The following is a 21,863-nucleotide window of genomic DNA, read 5'->3' on the forward strand; positions in this document are numbered from 1 at the left end:
CATCCCCCACTTTCTAGATTTCATTGGTTTTGCGCAGCAGTCTGAGCGGTATGCCAAAGGTCACTGCCGTGCCCTGATTCGGAGAGCTGACAATATCAAACCGCACCTGATCAGCATAATTCAGCTCCAGCCGGCGGTATACGTTGCGAAGCCCGATGTTGGCCCCCGAGGATTCCTCGCTGGCAACGGCGGCAAGCAGCTCCTTGAGCCGCTCGGGCTCCATGCCCTTGCCGTTATCCGAAACCGTAATCTGCAGCCGGTTGTCTTCAACGGCCGTTCTGATACGGATAATGCCGAGCCCCTCAATGGTCTGCAAGCCGTGCTTGCAGGCATTCTCCACCAGCGGCTGCATGCTCAGCTTCGGTATTTTGTAATCCAGAGACTGCTCTTCAATCTCGAACTGGTAATCGAATTTATCGCGGAAGCGGAACTTCTCGATCTTCAGGTACATCTCGATAAACGTCACCTCTTCCTGCAGCGACACTAGATCCTCCTTCCAGCTGAGCAGCCGCCGGAGCAGCTTGGACAGGCTCTTCACGATGTCGGTGACATCGGAATAATTATTTTTGGTGCAGACGACCAGAATAGCATTAAGCGTATTGAACAAGAAATGGGGGTTCATCTGGCTCTGCAGGAAGTTCAGCTCCGCCCGGACACGCTCCATCTCCAGATTCTTGCTGGTGATCTCCAGCTTGTACACATCGTTGATCAGCGAGTTGATCCGGGTGGTCATATTGTTAAAATTGCGGATCAGACCGCCGATCTCGTCGCGCCCCTCATCGATGGCAATCAGCTCGAACTTCTCATTCGATACCTTGTGCATGTGGCGGGACAGCCGCTTCACCCGGTAGTTGTAGGATCTCAGCATAACGTATATGAATAAACTGGATAACAGAACCACCGTCGTCGCCAGAAAAGCGGCATACAGCCGGATATCCAGCACCGCCTGCGTGAGCCGCTCCCCCTGGGTGATGCCGATAATCCGCCAGCCCTTGAGATAACTGGCACCGCTGATGGCCGCCTCGTGCACCTCCTGCTTCTGGCCATCCTGATTCTGCTCGTCCAGCAGCTTGAACAGCGGATACGGATCATCGGTCATCCGTTGATACCCGCTTTCTTCCGACATAATGATCTGATTCTGGCCGTTGACCAGATAGAGGCTGAGATAATTCTTCTCCCGGACAATGACATCATAAATTTCATTGAGATCAAGGTCGATCCGCAGCAGCTTCTCATATTGATCCAGACCCGGATAATTATCCATCCACTCCACAATGCTGAGATTCGGAACCGAAAGATTGGGATTGGCGGCGTCTGCCGAACGGTAAGCGCTCACAATCAATGCATTATCGGATTTCTGTAACTGACGGTACCAGTCGCTGCTCCACACCTTGCTGTTCATCACCTGGTAATTCCCCCCGGACACAATAGACCGGTTATCCGTAAATACGGTAATCCGTTCAATCTGGTTATTGACCGGCATGTAGCTGTTCATCCGGTCGCGGAGCTGCTCGTCAAAGGTATTGTAGAATTGGCCTGAATCCGCATAGGTCCGGTCCAGCATGTCATACAGGTTTTTGTCCGAGACCAGGGTGTAGCTGACCGCAATGCCGCCCTCAATGTAATCGCGGATATCTTTGCGCGCACGCTCCAGTGAAATCTCCAGGTTCTGCTGCTCCCGCGATTTGATCAGATCGGTAATGCGGTCGAGAAACATCAGATTGATAACCATGATGGGCAGCAGCACCCCGACAATGTTGATCAGGAAAAATTTATAATTCAGTGGAATATTGTTCACGATATTGGTGAAGCGGAGTTTTCTTCTCGCCATTCGCTTACGCCCCCGGAGTTCTTAGTGCTGCTTACTGTGGTCGCCATTCTTATAGACGGAAGGCACGACCCCTACAACCGTCTTGAATTTGTCGATAAAATAATCCGTATTCGTAAATCCGACCTGCAAGGCAATATCGGATATTTTCAATTGGGTCCGTTTCAGCAGTCCTTTGGCGGCCTCGATCCGCTTCTCGTTCAAATATTCGCTGAAGCTGCATCCAGTCTCCTTGCGGAACAGCTGTCCCAGATACGCCGCATTCATATGAAACTGCCGGGCCAGATCCTGGAGCTGCAGCTTATTGCGGAACTCAAGGTCGACATACTGGATGACGTTAAAAATCGTATTGCCCTCATTGGCCTCGCGCAGCTCGCCCAAGTAAGCTGCCGTCCGCAGGCACAGCTCCTGCAGATACTGGCTCAATCCCGCGTAATCGGCGATGCCGCCGAGCCCGCCATATTCCGGCTGAAGCCCGTTCAGCACATGTCCCGGGTCTCCGTTCAGCTCCGCCGCCAGCTTACAGAAGCTCATCTCCAGATCGGCAACAGCTGCCTGGACAGCGGGAATATCAAGCCCCTGCTCGGCCAGAGCGGTGAAAATCCGCTTCACCGCGGCCGGAATCTTCGCCGCTTCACCGCACTTCACCTGCTCCAGCAGTCCAGCAAAGAGGCTTCCCTGCGGCTCGTCCCCCGGATCGGCCTTCCTCCAGTGCTCGCAATATATAACGCCGCCTTTATCGCGGCAGCATTTCACCTTCCATGTCTCCAGCGTCTGCGTGTAAAGCTCGCGCAGCGCCCGGGCGCCCTTCATCCGGGGGCTGAGGAAGACGACGACCGGCTCCTGCCGCTGCTCCGTGAGCTCCCGCGACAGCTGGCTAAACGCGGCATCAAGGTACTCCGCCGTCAGCCCCGCCGAATGCACGATCATACCGCTTCTTCCCGCATCATCGGCAACGGTACGGACCGTACCCCGGGGGAAACACTCCCCGGCCAGTCCGTGCAGCTCCAGCGGGTCTCCGGTGGTGCCCAGCAGCGCGAAGACAACCTCCGTATCCGGCCGGATGCCCAGCAGGCCGGCCGCCGCATCCTCCAGCTGCTCCGAGGACTCGCCGCGGACCAGCCGGTTGAACAGGCTGCTGGCGATCAACAGCCGTTTTTGGGCCTCCTCTTTTTTGGAACCGATTTCATTTTGAATGTCAGTTCTAATTCGGGACAGCATATCCTCAATTTCCTCATCGTCGATCGGCTTCAGCAAATATTGAATCACCCGTTGGCGCAGCGCCGCCTTGGCATAATGGAAATCATCGTAACCGCTCAGAATGACGAATCTCGGCGGTTCCTCCATCGTGTCATTCAGCTTCGCAATCATCTCCAGCCCGCTGAGTACGGGCATATTGATGTCAGTCAGCACGAGGTCGGGCTTCTTCTCCAGAATCAGCCTTACCGCATCCGGACCGTTAAGCGCCTCACCGGTGACCTCGAATCCGTATTTGTCCCAGTCCACCATGGTTCTAAGTCCTTCCAGCACCCACGGCTCATCGTCCGCCAGTACCACCTTCAGCATCCGAATCTCTCCTTTCATCCACCCTATGCAAGTTATTCATTGGGAGCTGAACTCACTGTTATGCTAACACACAAGAGTTAGAGTGTGGAAGATCGGTTGCCAATTATTAATAAAAGCAAACAAGGACGCCAGGCCCTGCCGGGCCTGAACGTCCTTGTTGAGATACGCGGGCGGGTAATCCGCCTATTCTGCTTACTAATGGCGGCGGAGCTTCTCGAATACCTGATAGCTCCGCTCTGCACACGCCGAAATGGCCACCGGGTGAAAGCCCGGCAAATCGGCGTATAGCGTGTCATGCAGCGGCTCTGTCCACTGGGCCGGCAGCGCCGCCGCCCCAAGCTTCGCGCCCATGATTGAACCGGCGGTCGCCCCGTTGCAGTCCGTATCCAGCCCGCCCTGAACGGCGGTGACCAGCACCTTCTCGAAATCCTCTCCCCCATAGACAAGCGAGGCGGCAACCAGCGCAGCGTTGTTGTTCGTGTGCACCGGATCGTAATGGCTGTACCGGTCCCAGATCCGGCTCACTAGCTCGCGTTCGCTGTGTGCTCCGGCGGCGGTCTCCATCCCGAAGCGCACATCGGCAGCCAACCGGCTGGTATGCGGAATTTCGCTGAGGCCAATCTCCAGCAGCTTCTCGTTCCCAAGTCCGGCGAAGGCGGCGGAAATCATCGCCGCATTAAACATCGCGCCGTATATGCCGTTCTTCACGTGGGAGAAAGACGCATCGCGCCAAGCCAGCTCGGCGGCCAGTTCCGGCCGCCCGGCGGTCCCGTAGGCAAGCGCATCCACGCGGATGGCGGCACCGATCCACTCGCGGTACGGATTGAGATGCATCCGCACCCGCTCCAGACGCCCGGGCCAATCCGCCGGCTTCTCCCCGTGCATATGCGAAGTCTCCTGCGCAAAGTTCATATAGACCTGCGTCTCCGCCGTACACACCTGACTGTAAGTCAGGTGCTTGTGCCACAGCTTGCCGATATCCCAAGCATCCCATTCCAGGCCCTTCTCTTCCAGCAGCAGCAGGCCAAGCACGGTATAGCGGATATCGTCGTCGCTCTCCATATACCTGATCGTTTCCTGCGTGCTGGTAAAGGACCAGGCGCTGAGGCCCAGGCCGTATTCCTGCTCCGCCCGGGAATGCCCCGGCGTGTAGCCTTTAATCGGCCAGGCGTCCGCACCGCGGAACCACAGTTCAACATTCTCCCAGCCGGTCCGCCCATCCTTACCGTACAGATAATCCCAGTGCTCCAGCGGCTTGCCGAGCGCACAGCCGACGCTGCGGCCCAGCCAGGCGCCGTAGAATTTATCCCGCCACTGTTCGGGAGTGTAATCGAGCGTGAGGATGCGCGGCCCCTGCGGGCGCAGTGCGCGGATTTCTGCCAATCCGGACGGCTCCTGATACGGAAAATCCTCAGCCACCGTCAGCCCGGAAAGCTCCCGGTATACTTCCATGAGCTTGCCTTCATCATTTCCTGCCGCCGCCAGCTGCTCAGCCAAATTGCCTACACGGCAGCCTTCTTCCATCCGCTGGATCAGCTCCAGCCGCACCGTTTCTTGCAGCGTCTCCCATCCGGCCATCTCAGTTTCCTCCCGCCGGAGCTAGTCTTAGCAGCTGCTCCCGGTCCAGTCGTTCCAGCGCGTCATAGAGCAGCTGCATGAACGCCTCGCGGTCCACGTCCAGCAGCACCTCCGCGTTCGCGGCCTGCTCCGGCTTCTTGCGCCGGTCGGCCACGGTCATGCCGCGGGTGAGCTTGCCTTCGGTCTCCACCGTGACATGCAGGCGCTCCGAGCGGAACAGCTCCGGCTGCAGCAGCCAGGCGACAGCACACGGATCATGCAGCGCATTGCCGACATAGCCCATTTTCTTGCCGTAGATGGAATAGAAGTCAAGCAGCTCGCCGACCAGCACGGATACGGGCCCGCGCGTCTTCAGCTCGGCGATCTCCTCCTCGAAGATGGCGGCCTTATCCGTCACATCCAGCCCGCTCATGATAATCGGAATGCCGGAATCGAACACGATGCGGGCGGCTTCCGGGTCCACATAAATATTGAACTCCGCCGTACGGGTAACGTTGCCGTAAGCCAGGCCGCCGCCCATGAGTGAAATCTCTTTAATTTTCTCTTTCACCTCAGGATAGGCGGTAATCAGCAGGGCAATATTGGTCAGCGGCGCCAGCGGCACCAGCGTAATTTGCTCTTCGGAAGCGCGGATCAGCTCCAGCATAAACTCTACCGCGCCCTGCTCCACGGGTCTGAAACGGCTCGGCGGCAGCGCCGGACCGTCCATACCGGACTCGCCGTGCGCCTCGGCGCCGGTCGTCAGCTTGCCGAGCAGGGGGCCGGCCGCGCCCTTGGCCACCGGAATATCGGCGTCCACAAAGCTCAGCACCTTGAGGGCGTTATCGGTGATTTTATCGAGAATCTGATTCCCGCCAACCGTTGTAATTCCTCTGATGTCCAGCCGCTCCGGATGAGCCAGCGCGAGCAGTATCGCAATCGCGTCATCATGCCCCGGATCGCAATCTATAATGATGGGCGTTCTCATGAAATCTCCTCCACTTGCTTCTTGTTGGCTTGCAATATTAGCGCTGAGCGCTGCGTACTGTGCAGTGTGCTATGTGCTGCGGATGTGTAGCAGATAAACTGTGCTGCGGAAGTGAAGCATGTAAACCACGCTGCGTCGATGGAGTCTCTTGAACCTAGCAGCTTGCCCAATTCAAAATCCAGGGTATAAGCGCTTTATTTTCCCTCTAGCTTGCTCGGTTATAAAGTGCCATGCACCGATTTCTAAGCCTGGTTTCGTTTCACTTCCCACACAGTCACTTCTTGCTGAAGCCGTTCTAAGCAGCCAATTCGGCGATGCAAACACTAACGCACGGTGAAATTAGGTGGCGACTTCCCACTAACTCTGAAAAAGAGCAACCTGAGAACTTTAAGGTACTGTCCTGCTTTTCGTTAGGTGAGCTTGGTTTGTGGATTATGGTCGATTTTTCGCCTACGTTTGCCCTGTCTACCTTCACTGCAGCCCATTGTGGTCGGTTTTTCGACTACAATGGGTCTGTTTTCCTCCATGGCAAGACATTATGGTCGATTTTTCGCCTACGTTTGCCCTATTTACCTTCACGGTAGCCCATTATGGTTGATTTTTCGCCTACAATAGGATTGATTAGCCGGACTGTGCTGTTTGTCAGCCTGTTCACGGGAAAGGGATATAGGTGCGAGCATCTCCAGCCTTACTCGCAAATGGATGGTGCACAGCTACAATTTGATGCGGTCAAGGTACTAGCAGTCTAGCAGTCTAGCAGTCTAGCAGTCTGGCAGTCTAGCTCCCTTGCTTCCTAGCTCCCGGCGCCTGGCGCAACTGCTTTAGATCCTTAGCTCTCCGACACCCCTAAACACCGACGCCTTGACGTAAAACTCCCCAGTTCCTAAAGCTCGTTAGTTCGCTAGCTAGCTGCTTAGCTTCCCGGTTCCCTGGCTTCCCGGCACCCCAACTCCAGGCACCTATTATTCGATACCGCCTACTTCGCCGCCGGGCTCTTCAGCTTGCGGTTCTTCTTGCGCGTCTCCGAGACCGCGTAAACCAAGAGGCCGATCACGGTAGCCACATAAGGCAGGGTGCCGATCAGCTCAGCCGGAATCTTCAGCACCTGCAGGGCATTGGCCAGCGCATCGGCAGCGCCGAAGAGCAGCGAAGTCAGCGCGGTACCGGCCGTTGTGCTGCGGCCCATCGACTCGGCGGCAATCGCGATCCAGCCTCTGCCGGCCACCATGTCGCGCGTGAAGAGCGACAGGTAGCCCATCGACATGTAGGCGCCGCCAAGCCCGGCGAAGAAGCCGCTGAGCAGCAGCGCGATATACTGGATCTTGATGACGCTGACGCCGACCGACTGCGCCGCATGCGGATTCTCGCCAACCGAGCGGATGCGCAGGCCGAGCGGCGTGCGGTTCAGCAGATAGTAGACGGCGAACACAGCGATAATAGAGAAATAGGTCAGGATATGATGCCCCGACAGTATCGGACCGAGCACCGGAATATCCTTCAGCAGCGGGATCTCCACGCTCGGCAGCACCTTGCTCGCCAGGGAAGTGGACGAACCCTTGTCGCCGCTCAGTAAATACAATATAAAGACCGTTCCCCCGGAAGCGAACATGTTAATCGCCACACCGCCAAGGATAATATGCGTTTTGAATTTCAGGGTAAAGAAAGCCAGAATGCCCGCAATCAGCGTACCCGCCAGCGCCGCTCCCAGCAGCCCGACCCACGCGCTGTGCGTATAGGCGCTGACAATGACCCCGGTCAGGGCGGAGACGAGCATGATGCCCTCCATCCCGATATTGATAATTCCCGCCCGGTTCGAGATCAGCGCACCCAGCGCCGCGAACAGGATCGGTGTCGTCACCCGCAGCACAGAGAAGGCGAAATCCGTCGTCAAGATAACATTCAAGAGACTGTTCATGCGCTTGCCTTCGCCTCCTTCAGCAGCATCCGGTTCTTCCAGAACTTCAGGAACTGCTCCGCCGAAATCAGCAGGATAATAACCGCCTGGATAATCGAGATCATCTCGGACGGCACATCCGACAGGCGCGCCATCATATCGGCGCCGATACGGATATAGGCCAGGAACAGTGCCGAAACAATTACCGACAGCGGATTATTCTTCGCCAGCATCGCCACCAGCGCCCCGTCCAGGCCGTAGCCCGGCAGCGACGTCCATTGGAACCGGTTGTACATTCCCAGCACTTCGACCGAGCCGCCCATCCCGGCGATAAAACCGGCAATCAGATGAACCAGAATGATGACTTTAGCGGTCTTCATTCCCGAATAACGGGCGAATTCACGGTTGATGCCGGTCATGCGCAGCTCATAGCCCCACTTAGTTTTGTAGAGAAACAGATGAGCAAGTACGATCAGCAGCAGTACAATAATCAGCCCGGTGTGAATCCGGGTGCCCGGGAAGATTTTGGCCAGACGCGCCGTTTCTTCGAATTTAAAGGACACATTGGCAAAAGCCTTGGCATCGCGCAAATGATAATTCAGCAGATACAGGCCGACCCCGAACAGGATGTTGTTGAACATCAGCGAGGTCACCAGCTCGTTGGCGTTCCATTTCGCTTTCAGAATGCCGGGAATCGCCGACAGCAGCGCCCCGACAATGGAACCGGCAAGAATGGCCACAACGGGATGCACCCAGCCGTTCAGCGTAGTCAGGTGAATAGCCAGGACGGATGTCACAACGCCGGAGAAATAGAAGATGCCTTCTGCGCCCAGGTTGAACATATTCGCCCGGAACAGCAGCGACACCGCCAGGCCGGTGAACATCAGCGGAATCGACATCTCGATGACATTGCCGATATGGCCCTTTGTCGACAGCGGCTCCCACAGGAAGATGCCAATGGTCTTCACCGGATGGTCGCTGACGAGTGAAATAATGATAAAAGCGATAACGAGCGCAATCAGGATGACTGCCGTTGTCCGGATCGCTTCGAAATATTTGACTTTAAACATGTTCCGCGGCCCTCCCGGTCGGCAGGTTGTCCTGCCGTTTGATGCCCAGCATATACAGTCCCAGCTCTTCCTCGCTCACCTTGGACGGTTCTTCGAAGCAGGCAACGATCTGCCCTTCATACATGACGAGCAGCCGGTCGCTCAGCTCCAGAATCTCGTTCAGATCCGCCGACACCAGCACAGTCGCGCAGCCGTTCCCGCGCAGCTCCAGCAGCTTCTGGTGAATGAACTGGGCGGCGCCGATGTCCACGCCGCGCGTCGGCTGCTCCGCAATCAGCAGCTGCGGGCCGGTGGAGCACTCGCGCGCCACCACCACCTTCTGCATGTTGCCGCCGGACAGCATGCCGATCGGCTGGCGGGGCCCTGAGCAGCGCACCTTGAATTCCTCCACCAGCGCTGCGGCCAGCTTCGCAATCTTCTTGCCGTTCAGCAGCGGCCCCTGGTTCAGCTCCTTGGAGCGGTAGCGGATGGAGATCAGATTGTCGGCAATGCTCGCATCGCCGGCCGAGCCCTGCCGCATCCGGTCCTCGGGGATGTAGGAGACGCCGAGTCCGCGGATCGCCAGAATATCTGCGGCCAGGATGTCCCGCCCTGCAACCTGGACTGCGCCGCTGCTGAGCACACCGCTAAGCCCGCCGGTCAGCGCGTGAATGAGCTCGGTCTGACCGTTGCCCTCCACGCCGGCGATGCCGACAATCTGGCCTGCCTGAACCGCGAAGCTGATGTCCGAGAGCAGCGCCTTGCCTAGGCTGTCCTGCACATTCAGCCGGTCTACGGACAGCACCGCTTCACCTGCAGACAGGCGCTCCTTGTCATATTTCAGCACCACGTCACGGCCGACCATCAGCCGCGAGATTTCCTGCTCGCTGACATCGCTCATGTCGAAGACCCCTTCGCTGCGGCCGCCGCGCAGGATCGTGATCCGGTCGCAGATTGCTTTGACTTCCTTCAATTTATGCGAGATGAAGACAATCGTATGGCCCTGCGTCTTGAGCTGCTGCAGCTCATGGAACAGCTCCTCCGTCTCCTGCGGGGTCAGCACGGCTGTCGGTTCATCGAGAATGAGAATCTTGGCCCCGCGCAGCAGCGCCTTCAGAATCTCCACCTTCTGCTTCATGCCGACGGTAAGATCCTCGACCTTGGCTCTGGCATTCACCGCCAGGTTGTATTTGCGCGCCGTTTCTTCCGTCAGGCGCACCGCCTCCGCATAGTTGAAGCTGGTGCCCTTGCGCGGCTCCATGCCCAGTACCATGTTCTCGGCCACCGTAAAAGACGGCACCAGCATGAAATGCTGATGGACCATCCCGATGCCCCGGTCGATTGCATCCTGCGGCGACTGGAGCTTGACCTGCTCGCCCCGGATGAGGATTTGGCCGTCACTTGGCTCCTCCATCCCGAACATGATCTTCATCAGCGTCGATTTGCCGGCCCCGTTCTCTCCCGCAATCGCATGAATCTCGCCCTCGCGCAGCGAGAACTGGACATCCTGGTTGGCCACGACGCCGTTCGGATACACCTTGGTGATGCCCCGCATTTCCAGCAGAGCGCTTTGCATCGTTGATCAACGCCTTTCCGCGTGGTTTGCTTGCAAAAACAGGCAGCCGGAATATCTTCCGGGCGAAGATATCCTCAGCTGCGTATAGGGTTGTTAATATTTAATTGACTTAAGGTTTAACCGCATTGCGGATCGCTTCGACTTCGGATGTTTCCATCCCCATCGCATTGTCGACAGTAACTTCTTTATTGATCAGCTTCTGCTTCACTTCTTCTACCTTGGCCTGCAGATCGGCCGGGAACACATTGCCGTAGATGTCGTTCTCGGCGATGCCTACGCCGTCTTCGACAAATCCGAGCACATCGCGTTTGCCCATTTCCAGTGTGCCGTCCTGCAGCTTTGTAACTGCGCCCAGGATGGCGCTGTCGATCTTTTTGATCGCCGAAGTAATGATCAGGTTAGCTTTCTCGCTGTCCGTATCCTGCAGCAGCAGCGCCTGGTCGGAATCGACGCCGATAGCGTATTTGGTCTTTTCCTTGGCTGCGTCAAAAATACCCAGGCCGGTCGCACCCGCCACGTTGAAGATCACATCCACGCCGGAGTTGTACTGAATCAGCGACAATTCCTTGCCTTTTGCCGGATTCACGAAATCGCCTGCATAGGATACCGCTACTTTCACATCAGGATCGACGTACTGTGCGCCTTGAATGTAACCTACGAGGAATGCATTAATGCCCGGAATATCCATCCCGCCGACAAAACCGATCACATTCTCTTCATTGGCGTTCGGCATATCCGATTGAGTGGTCAGTGCCGCCACGGCACCGGCCAGGAACGATACTTCATTTGTGGAGTAAGACATGTTATACATATTGGCAGGCGCTTCTTCGATATCCGTGTCATAGTTGATGAACTTCTTGTCCGGATTCGCTTCAGCGGTCATATTGAACATTTCTGTAATTTCCGAGCCGCCGGAGATGACAACATCCCAGTCCTCAGCCGCGATATCATTAAAGGTAGGCTCCCACTTCGTCTTGTCCGTGCCCATTTCGATAACCTTGGTTTCTGCACCGAGCTCGCTTTTCACCCGTTCCAGACCCCGGTTCGCCGCATCAAAAAATGATTTATCCCCGAGTGTTCCCGGGATGAGCAGCACAACCTTCAACTGATCGCCGGAAGCTGCTTCGCCGCCCTCCGCATTCGTTCCGCTGTTGGACGTGTTTGCCGTATTTCCGTTTCCGTTGCTTCCGCAAGCTGTGACCAGTACCATTACCGCAAGTAACAATAAAGCAAGAACATTCTTTTTCATGTGTTCAGTTCGCACCCCTGTTGTCGTTATTGGACCGCCTATAAAGCTCATTGTTCCGGTTGCATGTTTTGTATCGGCAGTGAAAAACTATAAATTAGTCAACATCCCATTTAATTGCTTGAAAATCGCATTTCCACTTAAAAAGCTAACATTTGACGACAAAATTAATGTTTAAACCGGTCAATTTCCGAACGAGATGGCCAGTCAAGTTGCGAATCTTCGGTTTAATTGATACGATCATAACAAAATGAAGCTTAAAAATTTATATGAATTCGGTCATTTTTTTGCATGATTCGGCTAAAACCAACTGTAATGGAGGTTCAACATGGATCAGGTCCTATATATTGTCAGGGCAGCGCATGAGGCAGGTACACATATTCCCAGGCATCAGCATGAATGCTTTGAGCTTGTCTATTATATTGAGGGCTTGGGCACCTGCGGCATCGGGCCGCGCAGCTTTCATTTCCGCCCCGGTTCGTTTGCGCTGATCCCGCCTAATTACAAGCATGATGAGAATCACCAGCCGGTATCCGAGGTGCTGTTCGTCGGCTTTCATTGCGGCAACGCCCGCATCAACAGCTTGTCCGGGGTGTACGAGGACGACAAGGATCAGACCGTACTGCTGACGCTGCAGCGGATGCATGAGGAGTTCAAACGCAAGCGCGACGGCTTCACCGAGCTGCTCAATCTGCAGATGAGCGAGATAACCGTATATCTCCAGCGCCTGCTCGGTGCTTCCGGGTACCAGTCGCCCGCCGAGGATCAGGTGCAGTACGTGCTCAATTATATGGATGAGCATTACCGCCATAAGCTGTCCGTACAGTCGCTCGCCGATATGTCCGGCTACAGCTATGACCGGTTCCGCCATCTCTTCAAGGAGCGCTTCGGCCACTCTCCGCACCGTTATCTTCTGCTCAAGCGGCTAAATTATGCCAAATCGCTGCTGATGCACACCCAGATGCCGGTCGCGGAAATTTCCGCCGCCGCAGGCTTTGTGAACGACGCACAGTTCTGTAATATTTTTAAAAGAGAAATTGGACTCTCGCCCCGTACTTTCCGGATCAACAGCAAAACCGAACCGCATGAAGTAAATTAAAGTAACATAAATCATTTACAAGCTGAATATTTTCTTTATAATGGAGTATAAACTTGCCCTCCCGCAGACAAAAGAGTCGTTCAAACGAGGGTGTGTGTTATATTTAGTTACATTAATGCCGAATATTTGATGGGGAGTGAAGCGTGATGACGCTTGCGCCATTGCTGTCCTCCAATGAATTTAAGAAGAAGCTGTCCCGCTGCTACAACGAGGTCCACAAGGAGCTCTACGGCGTCGGGGTCACCCAGCTCAAGATTGAGCCGGTCAGCGATACGATGATTATGTTCCTCGTCAAGCACCAGCGGGTACCCGCCCTCCGGGCACTGGAAGACCATTATCCGGAGCTGAAGCAATCCGTGGATGCCGCGCTGCATCAGGAGTTCAAGCGGAGAATTCAGAGGAAGCTGACGGAGGAGCTGGAACTGCCGGTTACCGGAGTGCTTAGAGATTATGATCCGGGCACGGCCTGGGCCTGTACCGTGGTCATGAGCGAAGCGGGAACGGAGCAATGAAGCGGGATTGATCCCGCTAAAGCTCACGCAGCAAGGCACGCTGATTGCCTTTAGAGATTTTATACCGGTTCTCTCGGGATTTATCCCCAGGAGCTGCCCATATCCAAGGTTCGCCTTATATCTGTTTACAGATTGCAGGAAGCCGCTTGATTAGAGATTGCCTCTCTATTTCACGCGGCTTCTTTTTGTTATTCCGGAGAGCTGCACCGGCCGGCATTTACTACATTCGCCAACAATAGAACCTGTATCAAGGAGGCCCCGCTTATGAGAATTATAGTGGCGATAACCGGAGCAAGCGGTTCGGTCTACGCCTACTCCATGATCCGCACCCTGCACCAGCTTGGTGTCGAGACCTACGTCATCTCCACCGCCTCCGGCGAAAAGGTGATGCAATATGAATGCGGCGTTTCGCTGAAGGAGCTGGAGCAGTACGCGACCGTACTGGATAACGGGAACCTGTTCGCTTCCGTCGCGAGCGGCTCCTTCAAGACAGACGGCATGGTTATTCTCCCCTGCTCCATGAACACGCTGGGAGCCATCGCCAACGGTCTCGGCGACACCCTGCTCAGCCGCGCCGCCAGTGTAACGCTGAAGGAACGGCGCAGGCTGGTCATCGTTCCGCGGGAGACGCCGCTGCATATTATCCATCTGGAAAATATGCTGAAGCTCGCCCGTGCCGGCGCCGACATCATGCCGGCTTCGCCGGGCTTCTATCATCACCCGGCAGAAATCTGGGAGCTGGTGAACTTCATGAACGCCCGCGTACTCGACGCGCTGGGCGTTGAGCATCAATTAATCAAGAGATGGGGTGAGCGCTGATGGCGGCAACAAATGTAAGACAGCTGCTCGCCTACTGGGAACGCAGCGGCAAGCTGCTGCGTATCCGGCGCGAGGTCAGTCCGCACTTCGAGCTGGGCGCAGTTGCCAAGGCTGTCAAAGGCCGGCAGCCGCTGCTGTTCGAGAAGGTGCAGGATTACAACATGCCGATGGTCGTCGGCCTCGGCGGCTCCAGAGAGCAGATTGCCGAGAGTATGGATATGGAGCCGGCACACCTGCTCCCCCGCCTGATCGACGCCATCGTTCAGCCGCTGCCGACCGTTCAGGCAGAGCGGGCGCCGGTCCACGAGAATGTCCTTACCGGCAGAATTAATCTGAAGGAATTGTTTCCGGTATGCACCTACCATGCCGAAGACAGCGGCGCTTACTATGTATCCGGAGTAATGGTCGTCAAAGACCGGAACGGACGCAAGCGGTATACCTCAATCCGGCGGATGCAGCTGCTTGAGGGTAACCGCACCGGCATCCTCATCTCCTCCCCCGAGCTGTTCGGGCAATTCCGGGAGATGGAGGAGCGCGGCGAGCCGATGGAAGCAGCCTTCATGTTCGGCGTCGTGCCGGCCGTGGTGCTGGCTTCGCAGATCAGCACCCATTTGTTCCACGCGGATAAGCTGGAAGTGGCATCCGCCCTGCTGGGCCAACCACTCGGCGTGGCCCGCTGCAAGACAGTTGACCTCGAGGTGCTAGCCGAGGCCGAAGTTGTCTTCGAGGGCCGGATTCTCCCCGGCATCCGCGAGCCGGAAGGTCCCTTCGGCGAGCTGGGCGGCTATTACGGCCCCCGGACGGAGCAGCCGATTGTCGAGATCTCGGCCGTCACCTTCCGCAACGAGCCCATCTGGCAGACGATTCTCCCGGCCAGCTACGAGGAGAAGGTGCCGATGGCCATCTCGCGCGAGATTGCGCTGCTCAGCTCGGTCCGCCAGGTCGTCCCCGGCGTGCAGGATGTGCATGTCACCCTTGGCGGCGTTGGCCGCTACCATGCGGTCATCCGCATCCGTAAGGTCCAGGAGGGCGACGGCAAGACCGCCCTTCTCGCCGCCTTCGCCGGCGACAAGGACCTCAAGCATGTCGTCGTCGTCGATGAAGACGTCGACATCCTGAGCCCGCTCGATGTCGAGTGGGCGATCGCGACCCGCGTACAGGCGGACCTCGACATCTTCATTGTCCCCGGCGCCAAAGGCTCGCCGCTTGAGCCGTCGCATAACCTGCGCGGAGTCAGCGCGAAGATGGGCATCGACGCCACCGTCCCGCTGGCCGAGAAGGCGGCTTACCGCCGGACGCACATCCCCGGCCAGGATGAGATTGACCTATCCTGGTATGTGTAGCCGTAGTGGTAGATGCGGTAAGCCTCTATACAGGCTCTTATGGCCATTCCACCCGATTTCAATTGTATAAAGTGCAATAGAACGCTCCGGCCGGAGCGTTTATCCCCTCTTTCTATTGTATGAAGTGCAATTGAACTGAAATTTGCGGCTTTCGGCAACAAAATGGCAATCTATACGATTATTCGGGCGCTGACTCCGCTCCAGACTCATTTATAGCGGAATCCAATAACTACAACCCGCCATGGTACCTTCATGGCAATAAACAAATTAATGCACCAAACGCACCTATACGCTCATAGGCCCACTTACAACCGTTATGTTACTTGCACAGCAATTTGTATTTGCAGCCCTGAAGGAGGTGGATTATGCAAGCAATCGGTTTAATCGAGACTCGCGGCCTCACGCCGGCGGTTGAAGCGCTGGATGCCATGTGCAAGGCCGCAAATGTCCGGCTGCTTGATTTCAAGCGGGTCGGCTCCGGCCTGGTCACGGTCATCGTTGAAGGCGATGTGGCCGCTGTAACGGCGGCCGTGGAAGCCGGCAGCGCAGCTTACCAGCGTACCGGCGGCCAGCTCGTCTCATCCAACGTGATTCCGCGGCCGCATCCGGATCTCGCCAGGATGCTGCTCTAAGTTCAGCGCTTCAAGGAGGTGATCACACATGTCCGATCTCATTAAAGAAATTGTTACCGGAGTACTGCAGCGCAACCGGCCGGCTGGTCCGGCGGATGAACCCGCCGCAGCCTCCGTTACCACTCCCCGTAACAGCGGCAAAGCCCCCGGGCCAAGCGGCTACGGGCAACCGTCATCTGCAGGAAGCCTGCCGGCACTCCCGGTCAAGCGCGTCAACTACCAGCAGGAGCGGGCCGGCAAGCGCCTGGCTCCACTCGCCGGCAGCAACGCCGCCAACGCGGCTGCCGCACCGGGCTACGGCAGCGCTGCCTCCGGCTCGGCTGGCGCGCAGCACTCCGTCAGCAGTGCCGCCTCTAGCCCAGCCGTCGTTCCGTATTCAGGCTGGAGCGCGCGCCCCGCCATTGCTGGCGCTCCAGCCCAGCCCTCCCCGCCGGTCCACGGCGGCTACGCCGCACCAGGCGCAGCCGCCGCACCGCCAGCAGCAAGGCTGGCGGACACCCGCCGGCACGGCGCGGATAGCCTCTCGCCGCTGCTGCTGCGCACGCTTCCCGCCACAGCCGGCACGGGCGGCGGCATTCCTCCCGCTTCCGGCCGCAGCACGGAAAGCGCGGTTGCCGGCTCCCTTCCGGACGTGCGGGAGCCCTTCCGCCTGCAGGCGGGCTGCTGCACCGACGCCTGGCTCTTCCCGGAGCTGACCGGTGAACTCCGCCAGCTCCTCGGGAACCCTGGCCGCAATCACAGCGCGGCCGGGGTCATCAGCTCCAGCCGCTGCGAGCCGGGCCAGCTATTCGCCGCCGAGGAGATTCTTGCGGACACTCCCGAACTGGAGACGGATATCCGCTGGGGCGGCGATTCCGGCTTCGAGCTGAAGCTGTTCGGCAGCGATCCGCAGCTATTATTCGGTAAGCTCAAGGAGCTTACCGGCCGGCTCAGCCGGGAGGACAGCGCAGCAAGCGCGCGGGTCTACCTCAGCGCAGCCCCTTCCCCGCTGCTGCGCCGCCATTTCGGGTCAGGCCGGCAGGAGGGGATCGCGGTAGTTGCCGCAGGCTCCCGCTGGAATAGCATCGGCATCGTGGAACAATGGCGGCTCCGCCATTCTGCTCCCGGACTGAGCATCAGCGTCGAACGCAATTACTGTCTGCTCAGCGGCAGCGCAGCAGAACTTGCTGCCGCCGTACCCCAGCTTAATGCTATTATTGCCGGAACTTAATGCATCGGCCCTGCACGGGCATTGATAACCAGCCGTCCAATACCTGCAACCAACCATTTGAACCAAGGAGGGATATGAGCATGCAAGCGCTCGGCCTGATTGAGACTTTGGGATATACCGCCGCCGTCTCGGCTGCGGACGCCGCGCTCAAGGCGGCGGATGTGCAGCTTGTGGCTGTAGAGAAGGTCATCGGCGTCGGCGGCTCTCTCGGTGTCACGATTCATCTCAGCGGGGAAGTCGCCGCGGTCACCTCTTCTGTTGAAGCCGGAAAAGCGGAGGCCCAGCGCATCGGCCAGGTCGTCTCCGCACATGTCATTGCCAAGGCGCATGAAGACGTCAGCGGCAAAATCCTGGCGAATTACATGTGGGGTACAGGAAGTACCGCCGTCCAGGCGGCTTTGGCAGCAACAGCGCCAGCAGCACCGGCCAATTCGGCGGCAGCAGCGCAGAGCGGACCGGCAGCCAAAGCGAAGCCACCACGGTCCAAGACCGCGGAGTCTTCAGCGCCTCCCCCTCCGCCCGAGCCGCCGGCACAGCCGGAATAAGCGCTGCCAGGTCCGGCATCATGCATAAGGCTCTTGTCACAGGCTTTTTAAATAACAAGCTTCAACCAATCAAACTAATATTATGGAGGTCATCACAATGGGAGAATCACTGGGACTTATCGAAACCAAAGGGCTGGTCGGGGCCATCGAAGCCGCCGATGCCATGGTCAAGGCAGCTAATGTAGAGATTTGCGGATATGAGAAAATCGGCTTCGGTCTCGTCACCGTCATGGTTCGCGGCGACGTAGGCGCGGTCAAGGCAGCCACCGATGCCGGAGCTGCGGCCGCCAAGCGGGTCGGCGAGCTCGTATCGGTGCATGTTATTCCGCGTCCGCACAGCGAAGTCGAACGCGCCCTGCTGTCCAAGGGCGGCGGCATTGAATAGACCGTCCCATGGACAGCCGGCATAGCGCGGTTGCAGAGAATACCCTGCTTGAGCTGGCTTACCGCTCCGCAGACAACCGTTTGAAGCAGGAGCATCCGCTTGTTCTAGTCCTGCTGACCGGCCATTTCATCGGCATGGAGGAAGGGCTTGCCGCCATCCGCACACTCGCCGGAAGCGGCGCACGGATCAAGCTTGCCGTGGATGAACAGCTGACAGAAACAATGGATCTGCGGGAAGTAGTCAGACAGACCGGAGTAGACGATATCATCTCCCCCGCCGGACTCCGTTCGTTCCCGGCGGCCGGCGCGGAGCTTCTGTTCATCCCGGTGCTGTCTCTATCCCTGCTGGCCCGGTTGTCCCAGCTCGATACAGCAGACCCGCTCGTCTGCCTGACGGTGCAGGCACTGTGCGCCGGCAAGCCGGTCGCGGCGCTGAAGCTGGGGGCAACGCCCGGCCATTACCGCTGGGGAGAGCAAGGGCTCTCCCAGGCAAGACCAGCGCTTATCCAGGAGCTGCAGCGCAAGCTTGACCTCATCGGCAGCTTCGGTGTCAGCCTGCTGGAAGCGAATGAGGTCGCCAACTGGCCTGCCACGGCCGCCGGCCGGGAACCAAAGAAGCAGGTGCTCACCGCTGCGGATGTGCAGGACGCCATCAAGCTGAACCGGACCGGTATCGTCCTTGACGATTCGGCCGTCATTACCCCGCTTGCCTCCGATCTGGCCCGGCAAGCCGGGATTGAACTTACATTTAAAGAGAAAGGGTGACAATCCCATGATGCTGGGACTGATTACCGGGCATGTCGTTGCTACCCGCAAGGATGAGCACCTCATCGGCGCCAAGCTGCTGATCGTACAGCCGATTCTGCCGGACGGTACGCCTGCCGGAGGGCCGCTTGTCGCCGTCGACACGGTCGGCGCAGGCATCGGCGAGATGATTATTTACGCCGTCGGCAGCGTCGCCTCACGGGCGGCGCAGCATCCGGAGGCCCCGGTGGATGCCGCAATCATCGGAATCGTGGACAGCGTGGATTGTCCCCGTGCAGGAGGCTTGTAGCTTATGCGGACTACCGATATCAAAGACGCAATTCAGCGGCGGCGGCTGATTGATGTGTTGCTCTCCGGGCAGCATTACGCCGATCTTGTACTGCAAGGCGGCTATATCATCAACGTTATTACCCGCGAAATCTATCCGGGGGATGTAGCTGTTAAGGGCGACCGGATTCTGCTGATCGGCGATGCCGGCAAGCTGATCGGCCCGTCCACTGTCGTTGAGAATGTCAGCGGCAAATTCATCAGCCCCGGCTTCATTGACTCTCATATGCATTTCGAGAGTGCGATGCTGACCGTAACCGAATTCTCCAAGCTGTCCATACCCACCGGCACGACCACACTTGTGGCTGACCCGCATGAAATCGGCAATGTACTGGGCGTTCCCGGAATGAAGGCGATGATCGACGAAGCCCGCACGCTTCCGAACCGTGTTCTGTTCACCGTACCGTGCCTGACACCGGATGTGCCGGGACTGGAAACGGCCGGAGCAGATATCACCTCGCAGGATATGCGCGAGCTGCTGAACGACGAGCATGTGCAGGGCATCGGCGAGCTGCAGGGCTTCAGCAACGTCCACCCTGTCTACCGCAATGCACCGTATCTGATCGACGACCTGCTGGCCTCCGTGTCTTATGCCAAGACCATCGGCAAGACCGTTGAAGGCAATGCCCCGGGGCTTGCCGGGGCAGAGCTGGCAGCCCATATTATTTGCGGCGGCGGCCATGTCTCCTGCCACGAGACAACGACCAAGGAAGAAATGATGGAGAAGCTGCGCTATGGCGTAAGCGTCTTTATGCGCGAAGGCTCCTCCCAGCGGAATATGGCGGAATGCATCCGCGCAATCACTGAGGAAGGTATGGATTCCCGCCGGGCGATCCTCGTCTCCGACGATATGGTGCCCGAGGATCTGCTGAAGCACGGACATATGAACGATATCGTGCGGCGGACCATCGCCGAAGGGATCGATCCGGTGGAAGCCATCCAGATGGTAACGATTAATCCGGCAACTCATTTCGGCTTCCAGGATGTCGGTGTGCTGGCTCCGGGCAAGAAGGCGGATATCGCCGTCATTGCCGATCTCGTCCAGATGACGGTTGATCAGGTATACATTGACGGCAAGAAGGTCGCGGAGCACGGGGAGCTGACCCGTGACATTCCTTCCTATATCTATCCGGACTCCGTCAAGAAGTCCGTCAAGCGTAAGCCCGTCAAGCAGCAGGACCTGCAGCTTGATGCCGGCGGTGCGCAGGGCAGCGTCCGGGTTCGGGCCATCGAGGTGATCCCCGACCAGAATCTCACCGGTGCCGGCATCTACTCCGTGCCGGTGAAGGACGGCGCAGCCCAGCCCGCGCCGGAGGATGATTTGCTGCCGCTGATCGTCGTGGAGCGCCACGGGCGCAGCGGCAAGATCGGCAAGACGTTCGTGCGCGGCATGAAGCTGAGGAGCGGCGCCATCGCCGAGAGTGTGGCGCATGACACGCATAACATCATCGTGACCGGCACCAATTACGCCGATATGGTGACGGCGGTCAACCGGGTCATCGCGATGGACGGCGGCATTGCCATGATCGACGGCGGCAAGGTGGTCGGCGATCTGCCGCTGCGGATCGGCGGCCTGATGACCGACGAGCTGACCGGCAAGGAGATGAGCGCCAAGATCGCCGAGCTGCACCGGCTGGCCCGCGAGGAGCTCGGGTGCACGCTGCATGTACCTTTCATGCATCTATCCTTTCTCTCGCTGGTCACCAGCCCTGCGTGGAAAATTACCGACATCGGCCTGATCGACGCCGACAACTTTACCGTGCTGCCTCCGCTGGCATGATACACCCACAAACCGGGGCTTAGCATGGCGCGGCCCGCAAAAGGAGGAGTAACCCGTGGGCATCAAGGTTATCGACCTGTCCCAGGAGATTTATCAGGGGATGCCGGTATTCCCGCCGCATCAGAAGACGATGATATTCCCCAATATGAGCCATGAAGAAAGCAAGGCGAAGCTCGGCTTCGAGTTCGCCACGAACAATCTGCTGATCAATGAGCATGGGCCGACCCACAGCGACGCCACTTATGAATATGACCCGCAGGGGCAGACGATCGACGAGATGCCCTTGGAGTATTTCTACGGTCCGGCCGTCTGTCTGGATGTCTCCCATATCTCCCCGGATGACTATATTACCCGCCAAGATCTGGAGCAGGCGCTGCAGCGCGGTTATCTGCATCTTGACCGGGGTGATATCATTCTGCTGTACACCGGACATTACAACCGCGCTTACGGTACGGGCGAATGGCTGACCCGCTATACGGGCCTGGATTACGGGGCGGCGGAATGGCTGGCGCAGCAAGGTGTCGTCAATATCGGCATCGACGCCCCGTCAATCGACAATCCGCTGGACCCGGACTTCTCCGGACATCTGATCTGCCGCGAGTACAAGCTGACCAACACGGAGAACCTCTGCAATCTGGACCGGGTCGCCCAGCGGCGGTTTCTCTATTTCGGGCTTCCGCTCCGCATCCGCAAGGGCACCGGCTCCCCGGTACGGGCTGTAGCCGTATTTATCGAATAAGGAG

At 57.8% G+C, this 21,863-nt stretch carries 20 protein-coding genes; 12 read left to right on the forward strand and 8 right to left on the reverse strand.

All coding sequences use genetic code 11. The features are described from left to right. Positions 1–13: 13 nt before the first annotated feature. From F1379_RS10550 to F1379_RS10585, 8 genes are all read right to left on the reverse strand, one after another. A complete protein-coding gene (locus F1379_RS10550; protein ID WP_150269225.1) occupies positions 14–1,831 on the reverse strand; it encodes a sensor histidine kinase in 1,818 nt (605 codons plus the stop codon). Positions 1,832–1,852: 21 nt separating this feature from the next. Further along, positions 1,853–3,394, reverse strand: coding sequence for a response regulator transcription factor (locus tag F1379_RS10555; protein ID WP_162551119.1), 1,542 nt, complete (start codon positions 3,392–3,394; stop codon positions 1,853–1,855). A gap of 195 nt (positions 3,395–3,589) precedes the next feature. Beyond that, on the reverse strand, positions 3,590–4,972 hold the full coding sequence (locus F1379_RS10560; protein ID WP_150269230.1) for an ADP-ribosylglycohydrolase family protein: 1,383 nt from the start codon (positions 4,970–4,972) through the stop codon (positions 3,590–3,592). Position 4,973: 1 nt separating this feature from the next. Beyond that, positions 4,974–5,939: a nucleoside hydrolase gene (locus tag F1379_RS10565; RefSeq protein ID WP_150269232.1), complete on the reverse strand. Its 966-nt coding sequence runs from the start codon at positions 5,937–5,939 to the stop codon at positions 4,974–4,976. Between the two features lie 976 nt (positions 5,940–6,915). Next, entirely contained in the window at positions 6,916–7,854 is a 939-nt protein-coding gene (locus tag F1379_RS10570) for an ABC transporter permease (protein ID WP_150269235.1), read from the reverse strand. Then, a complete protein-coding gene (locus F1379_RS10575; protein WP_150269236.1) occupies positions 7,851–8,903 on the reverse strand; it encodes an ABC transporter permease in 1,053 nt (350 codons plus the stop codon). The genes F1379_RS10570 and F1379_RS10575 overlap by 4 nt, the downstream gene beginning before the upstream one ends. Further along, positions 8,896–10,458: an ABC transporter ATP-binding protein gene (locus F1379_RS10580; protein ID WP_150269238.1), complete on the reverse strand. Its 1,563-nt coding sequence runs from the start codon at positions 10,456–10,458 to the stop codon at positions 8,896–8,898. Before F1379_RS10580 ends, F1379_RS10575 begins: the two co-directional genes overlap by 8 nt. Positions 10,459–10,567: 109 nt before the next feature. Further along, positions 10,568–11,707, reverse strand: coding sequence for a BMP family ABC transporter substrate-binding protein (locus F1379_RS10585; RefSeq protein WP_150269240.1), 1,140 nt, complete (start codon positions 11,705–11,707; stop codon positions 10,568–10,570). A 325-nt stretch (positions 11,708–12,032) separates the two neighbouring features. Here F1379_RS10585 and F1379_RS10590 point away from each other — a divergent pair, with 325 nt between their 5' ends. From F1379_RS10590 to F1379_RS10645, 12 genes are all read left to right on the forward strand, one after another. Continuing rightward, complete coding sequence (locus tag F1379_RS10590) at positions 12,033–12,803, forward strand: AraC family transcriptional regulator (protein ID WP_150269242.1); 771 nt, start codon at positions 12,033–12,035, stop codon at positions 12,801–12,803. 146 nt (positions 12,804–12,949) lie between these two features. Next, positions 12,950–13,315 carry a Na-translocating system protein MpsC family protein gene (locus F1379_RS10595; protein WP_150269245.1) on the forward strand — a complete coding sequence of 122 codons (366 nt, stop codon included), beginning with the start codon at positions 12,950–12,952 and terminating at the stop codon, positions 13,313–13,315. A gap of 264 nt (positions 13,316–13,579) precedes the next feature. Then, positions 13,580–14,134, forward strand: a complete 555-nt coding sequence (locus tag F1379_RS10600) for a UbiX family flavin prenyltransferase (protein ID WP_203457078.1) — start codon at positions 13,580–13,582, stop codon at positions 14,132–14,134. Beyond that, complete coding sequence (locus tag F1379_RS10605; RefSeq protein ID WP_150269247.1) at positions 14,134–15,477, forward strand: UbiD family decarboxylase; 1,344 nt, start codon at positions 14,134–14,136, stop codon at positions 15,475–15,477. Before F1379_RS10600 ends, F1379_RS10605 begins: the two co-directional genes overlap by 1 nt. A gap of 365 nt (positions 15,478–15,842) precedes the next feature. Beyond that, the gene (locus F1379_RS10610) at positions 15,843–16,109 is read left to right on the forward strand and encodes a BMC domain-containing protein (protein ID WP_150269249.1); all 267 of its coding nucleotides are present in this window, start codon (positions 15,843–15,845) and stop codon (positions 16,107–16,109) included. Positions 16,110–16,137: 28 nt separating this feature from the next. Further along, entirely contained in the window at positions 16,138–17,319 is a 1,182-nt protein-coding gene (locus F1379_RS10615; protein ID WP_150269252.1) for a hypothetical protein, read from the forward strand. An 80-nt stretch (positions 17,320–17,399) separates the two neighbouring features. Beyond that, positions 17,400–17,864, forward strand: a complete 465-nt coding sequence (locus F1379_RS10620) for a BMC domain-containing protein (protein ID WP_203457079.1) — start codon at positions 17,400–17,402, stop codon at positions 17,862–17,864. Positions 17,865–17,961: 97 nt separating this feature from the next. Further along, the gene (locus F1379_RS10625; protein WP_150269253.1) at positions 17,962–18,249 is read left to right on the forward strand and encodes a BMC domain-containing protein; all 288 of its coding nucleotides are present in this window, start codon (positions 17,962–17,964) and stop codon (positions 18,247–18,249) included. Between the two features lie 8 nt (positions 18,250–18,257). Further along, on the forward strand, positions 18,258–19,013 hold the full coding sequence (locus tag F1379_RS10630; protein WP_150269255.1) for a hypothetical protein: 756 nt from the start codon (positions 18,258–18,260) through the stop codon (positions 19,011–19,013). A 7-nt stretch (positions 19,014–19,020) separates the two neighbouring features. Beyond that, a complete protein-coding gene (locus F1379_RS10635) occupies positions 19,021–19,302 on the forward strand; it encodes a EutN/CcmL family microcompartment protein (protein ID WP_150269257.1) in 282 nt (93 codons plus the stop codon). 3 nt (positions 19,303–19,305) lie between these two features. Further along, complete coding sequence (locus tag F1379_RS10640; protein WP_150269259.1) at positions 19,306–21,120, forward strand: adenine deaminase; 1,815 nt, start codon at positions 19,306–19,308, stop codon at positions 21,118–21,120. A gap of 55 nt (positions 21,121–21,175) precedes the next feature. Further along, positions 21,176–21,859 carry a cyclase family protein gene (locus F1379_RS10645; RefSeq protein WP_150269262.1) on the forward strand — a complete coding sequence of 228 codons (684 nt, stop codon included), beginning with the start codon at positions 21,176–21,178 and terminating at the stop codon, positions 21,857–21,859. Positions 21,860–21,863: the final 4 nt, after the last annotated feature.

It is taken from the genome of Paenibacillus tepidiphilus, from assembly GCF_008635795.1.
Taxonomy (GTDB): domain Bacteria; phylum Bacillota; class Bacilli; order Paenibacillales; family Paenibacillaceae; genus Paenibacillus_AQ; species Paenibacillus_AQ tepidiphilus.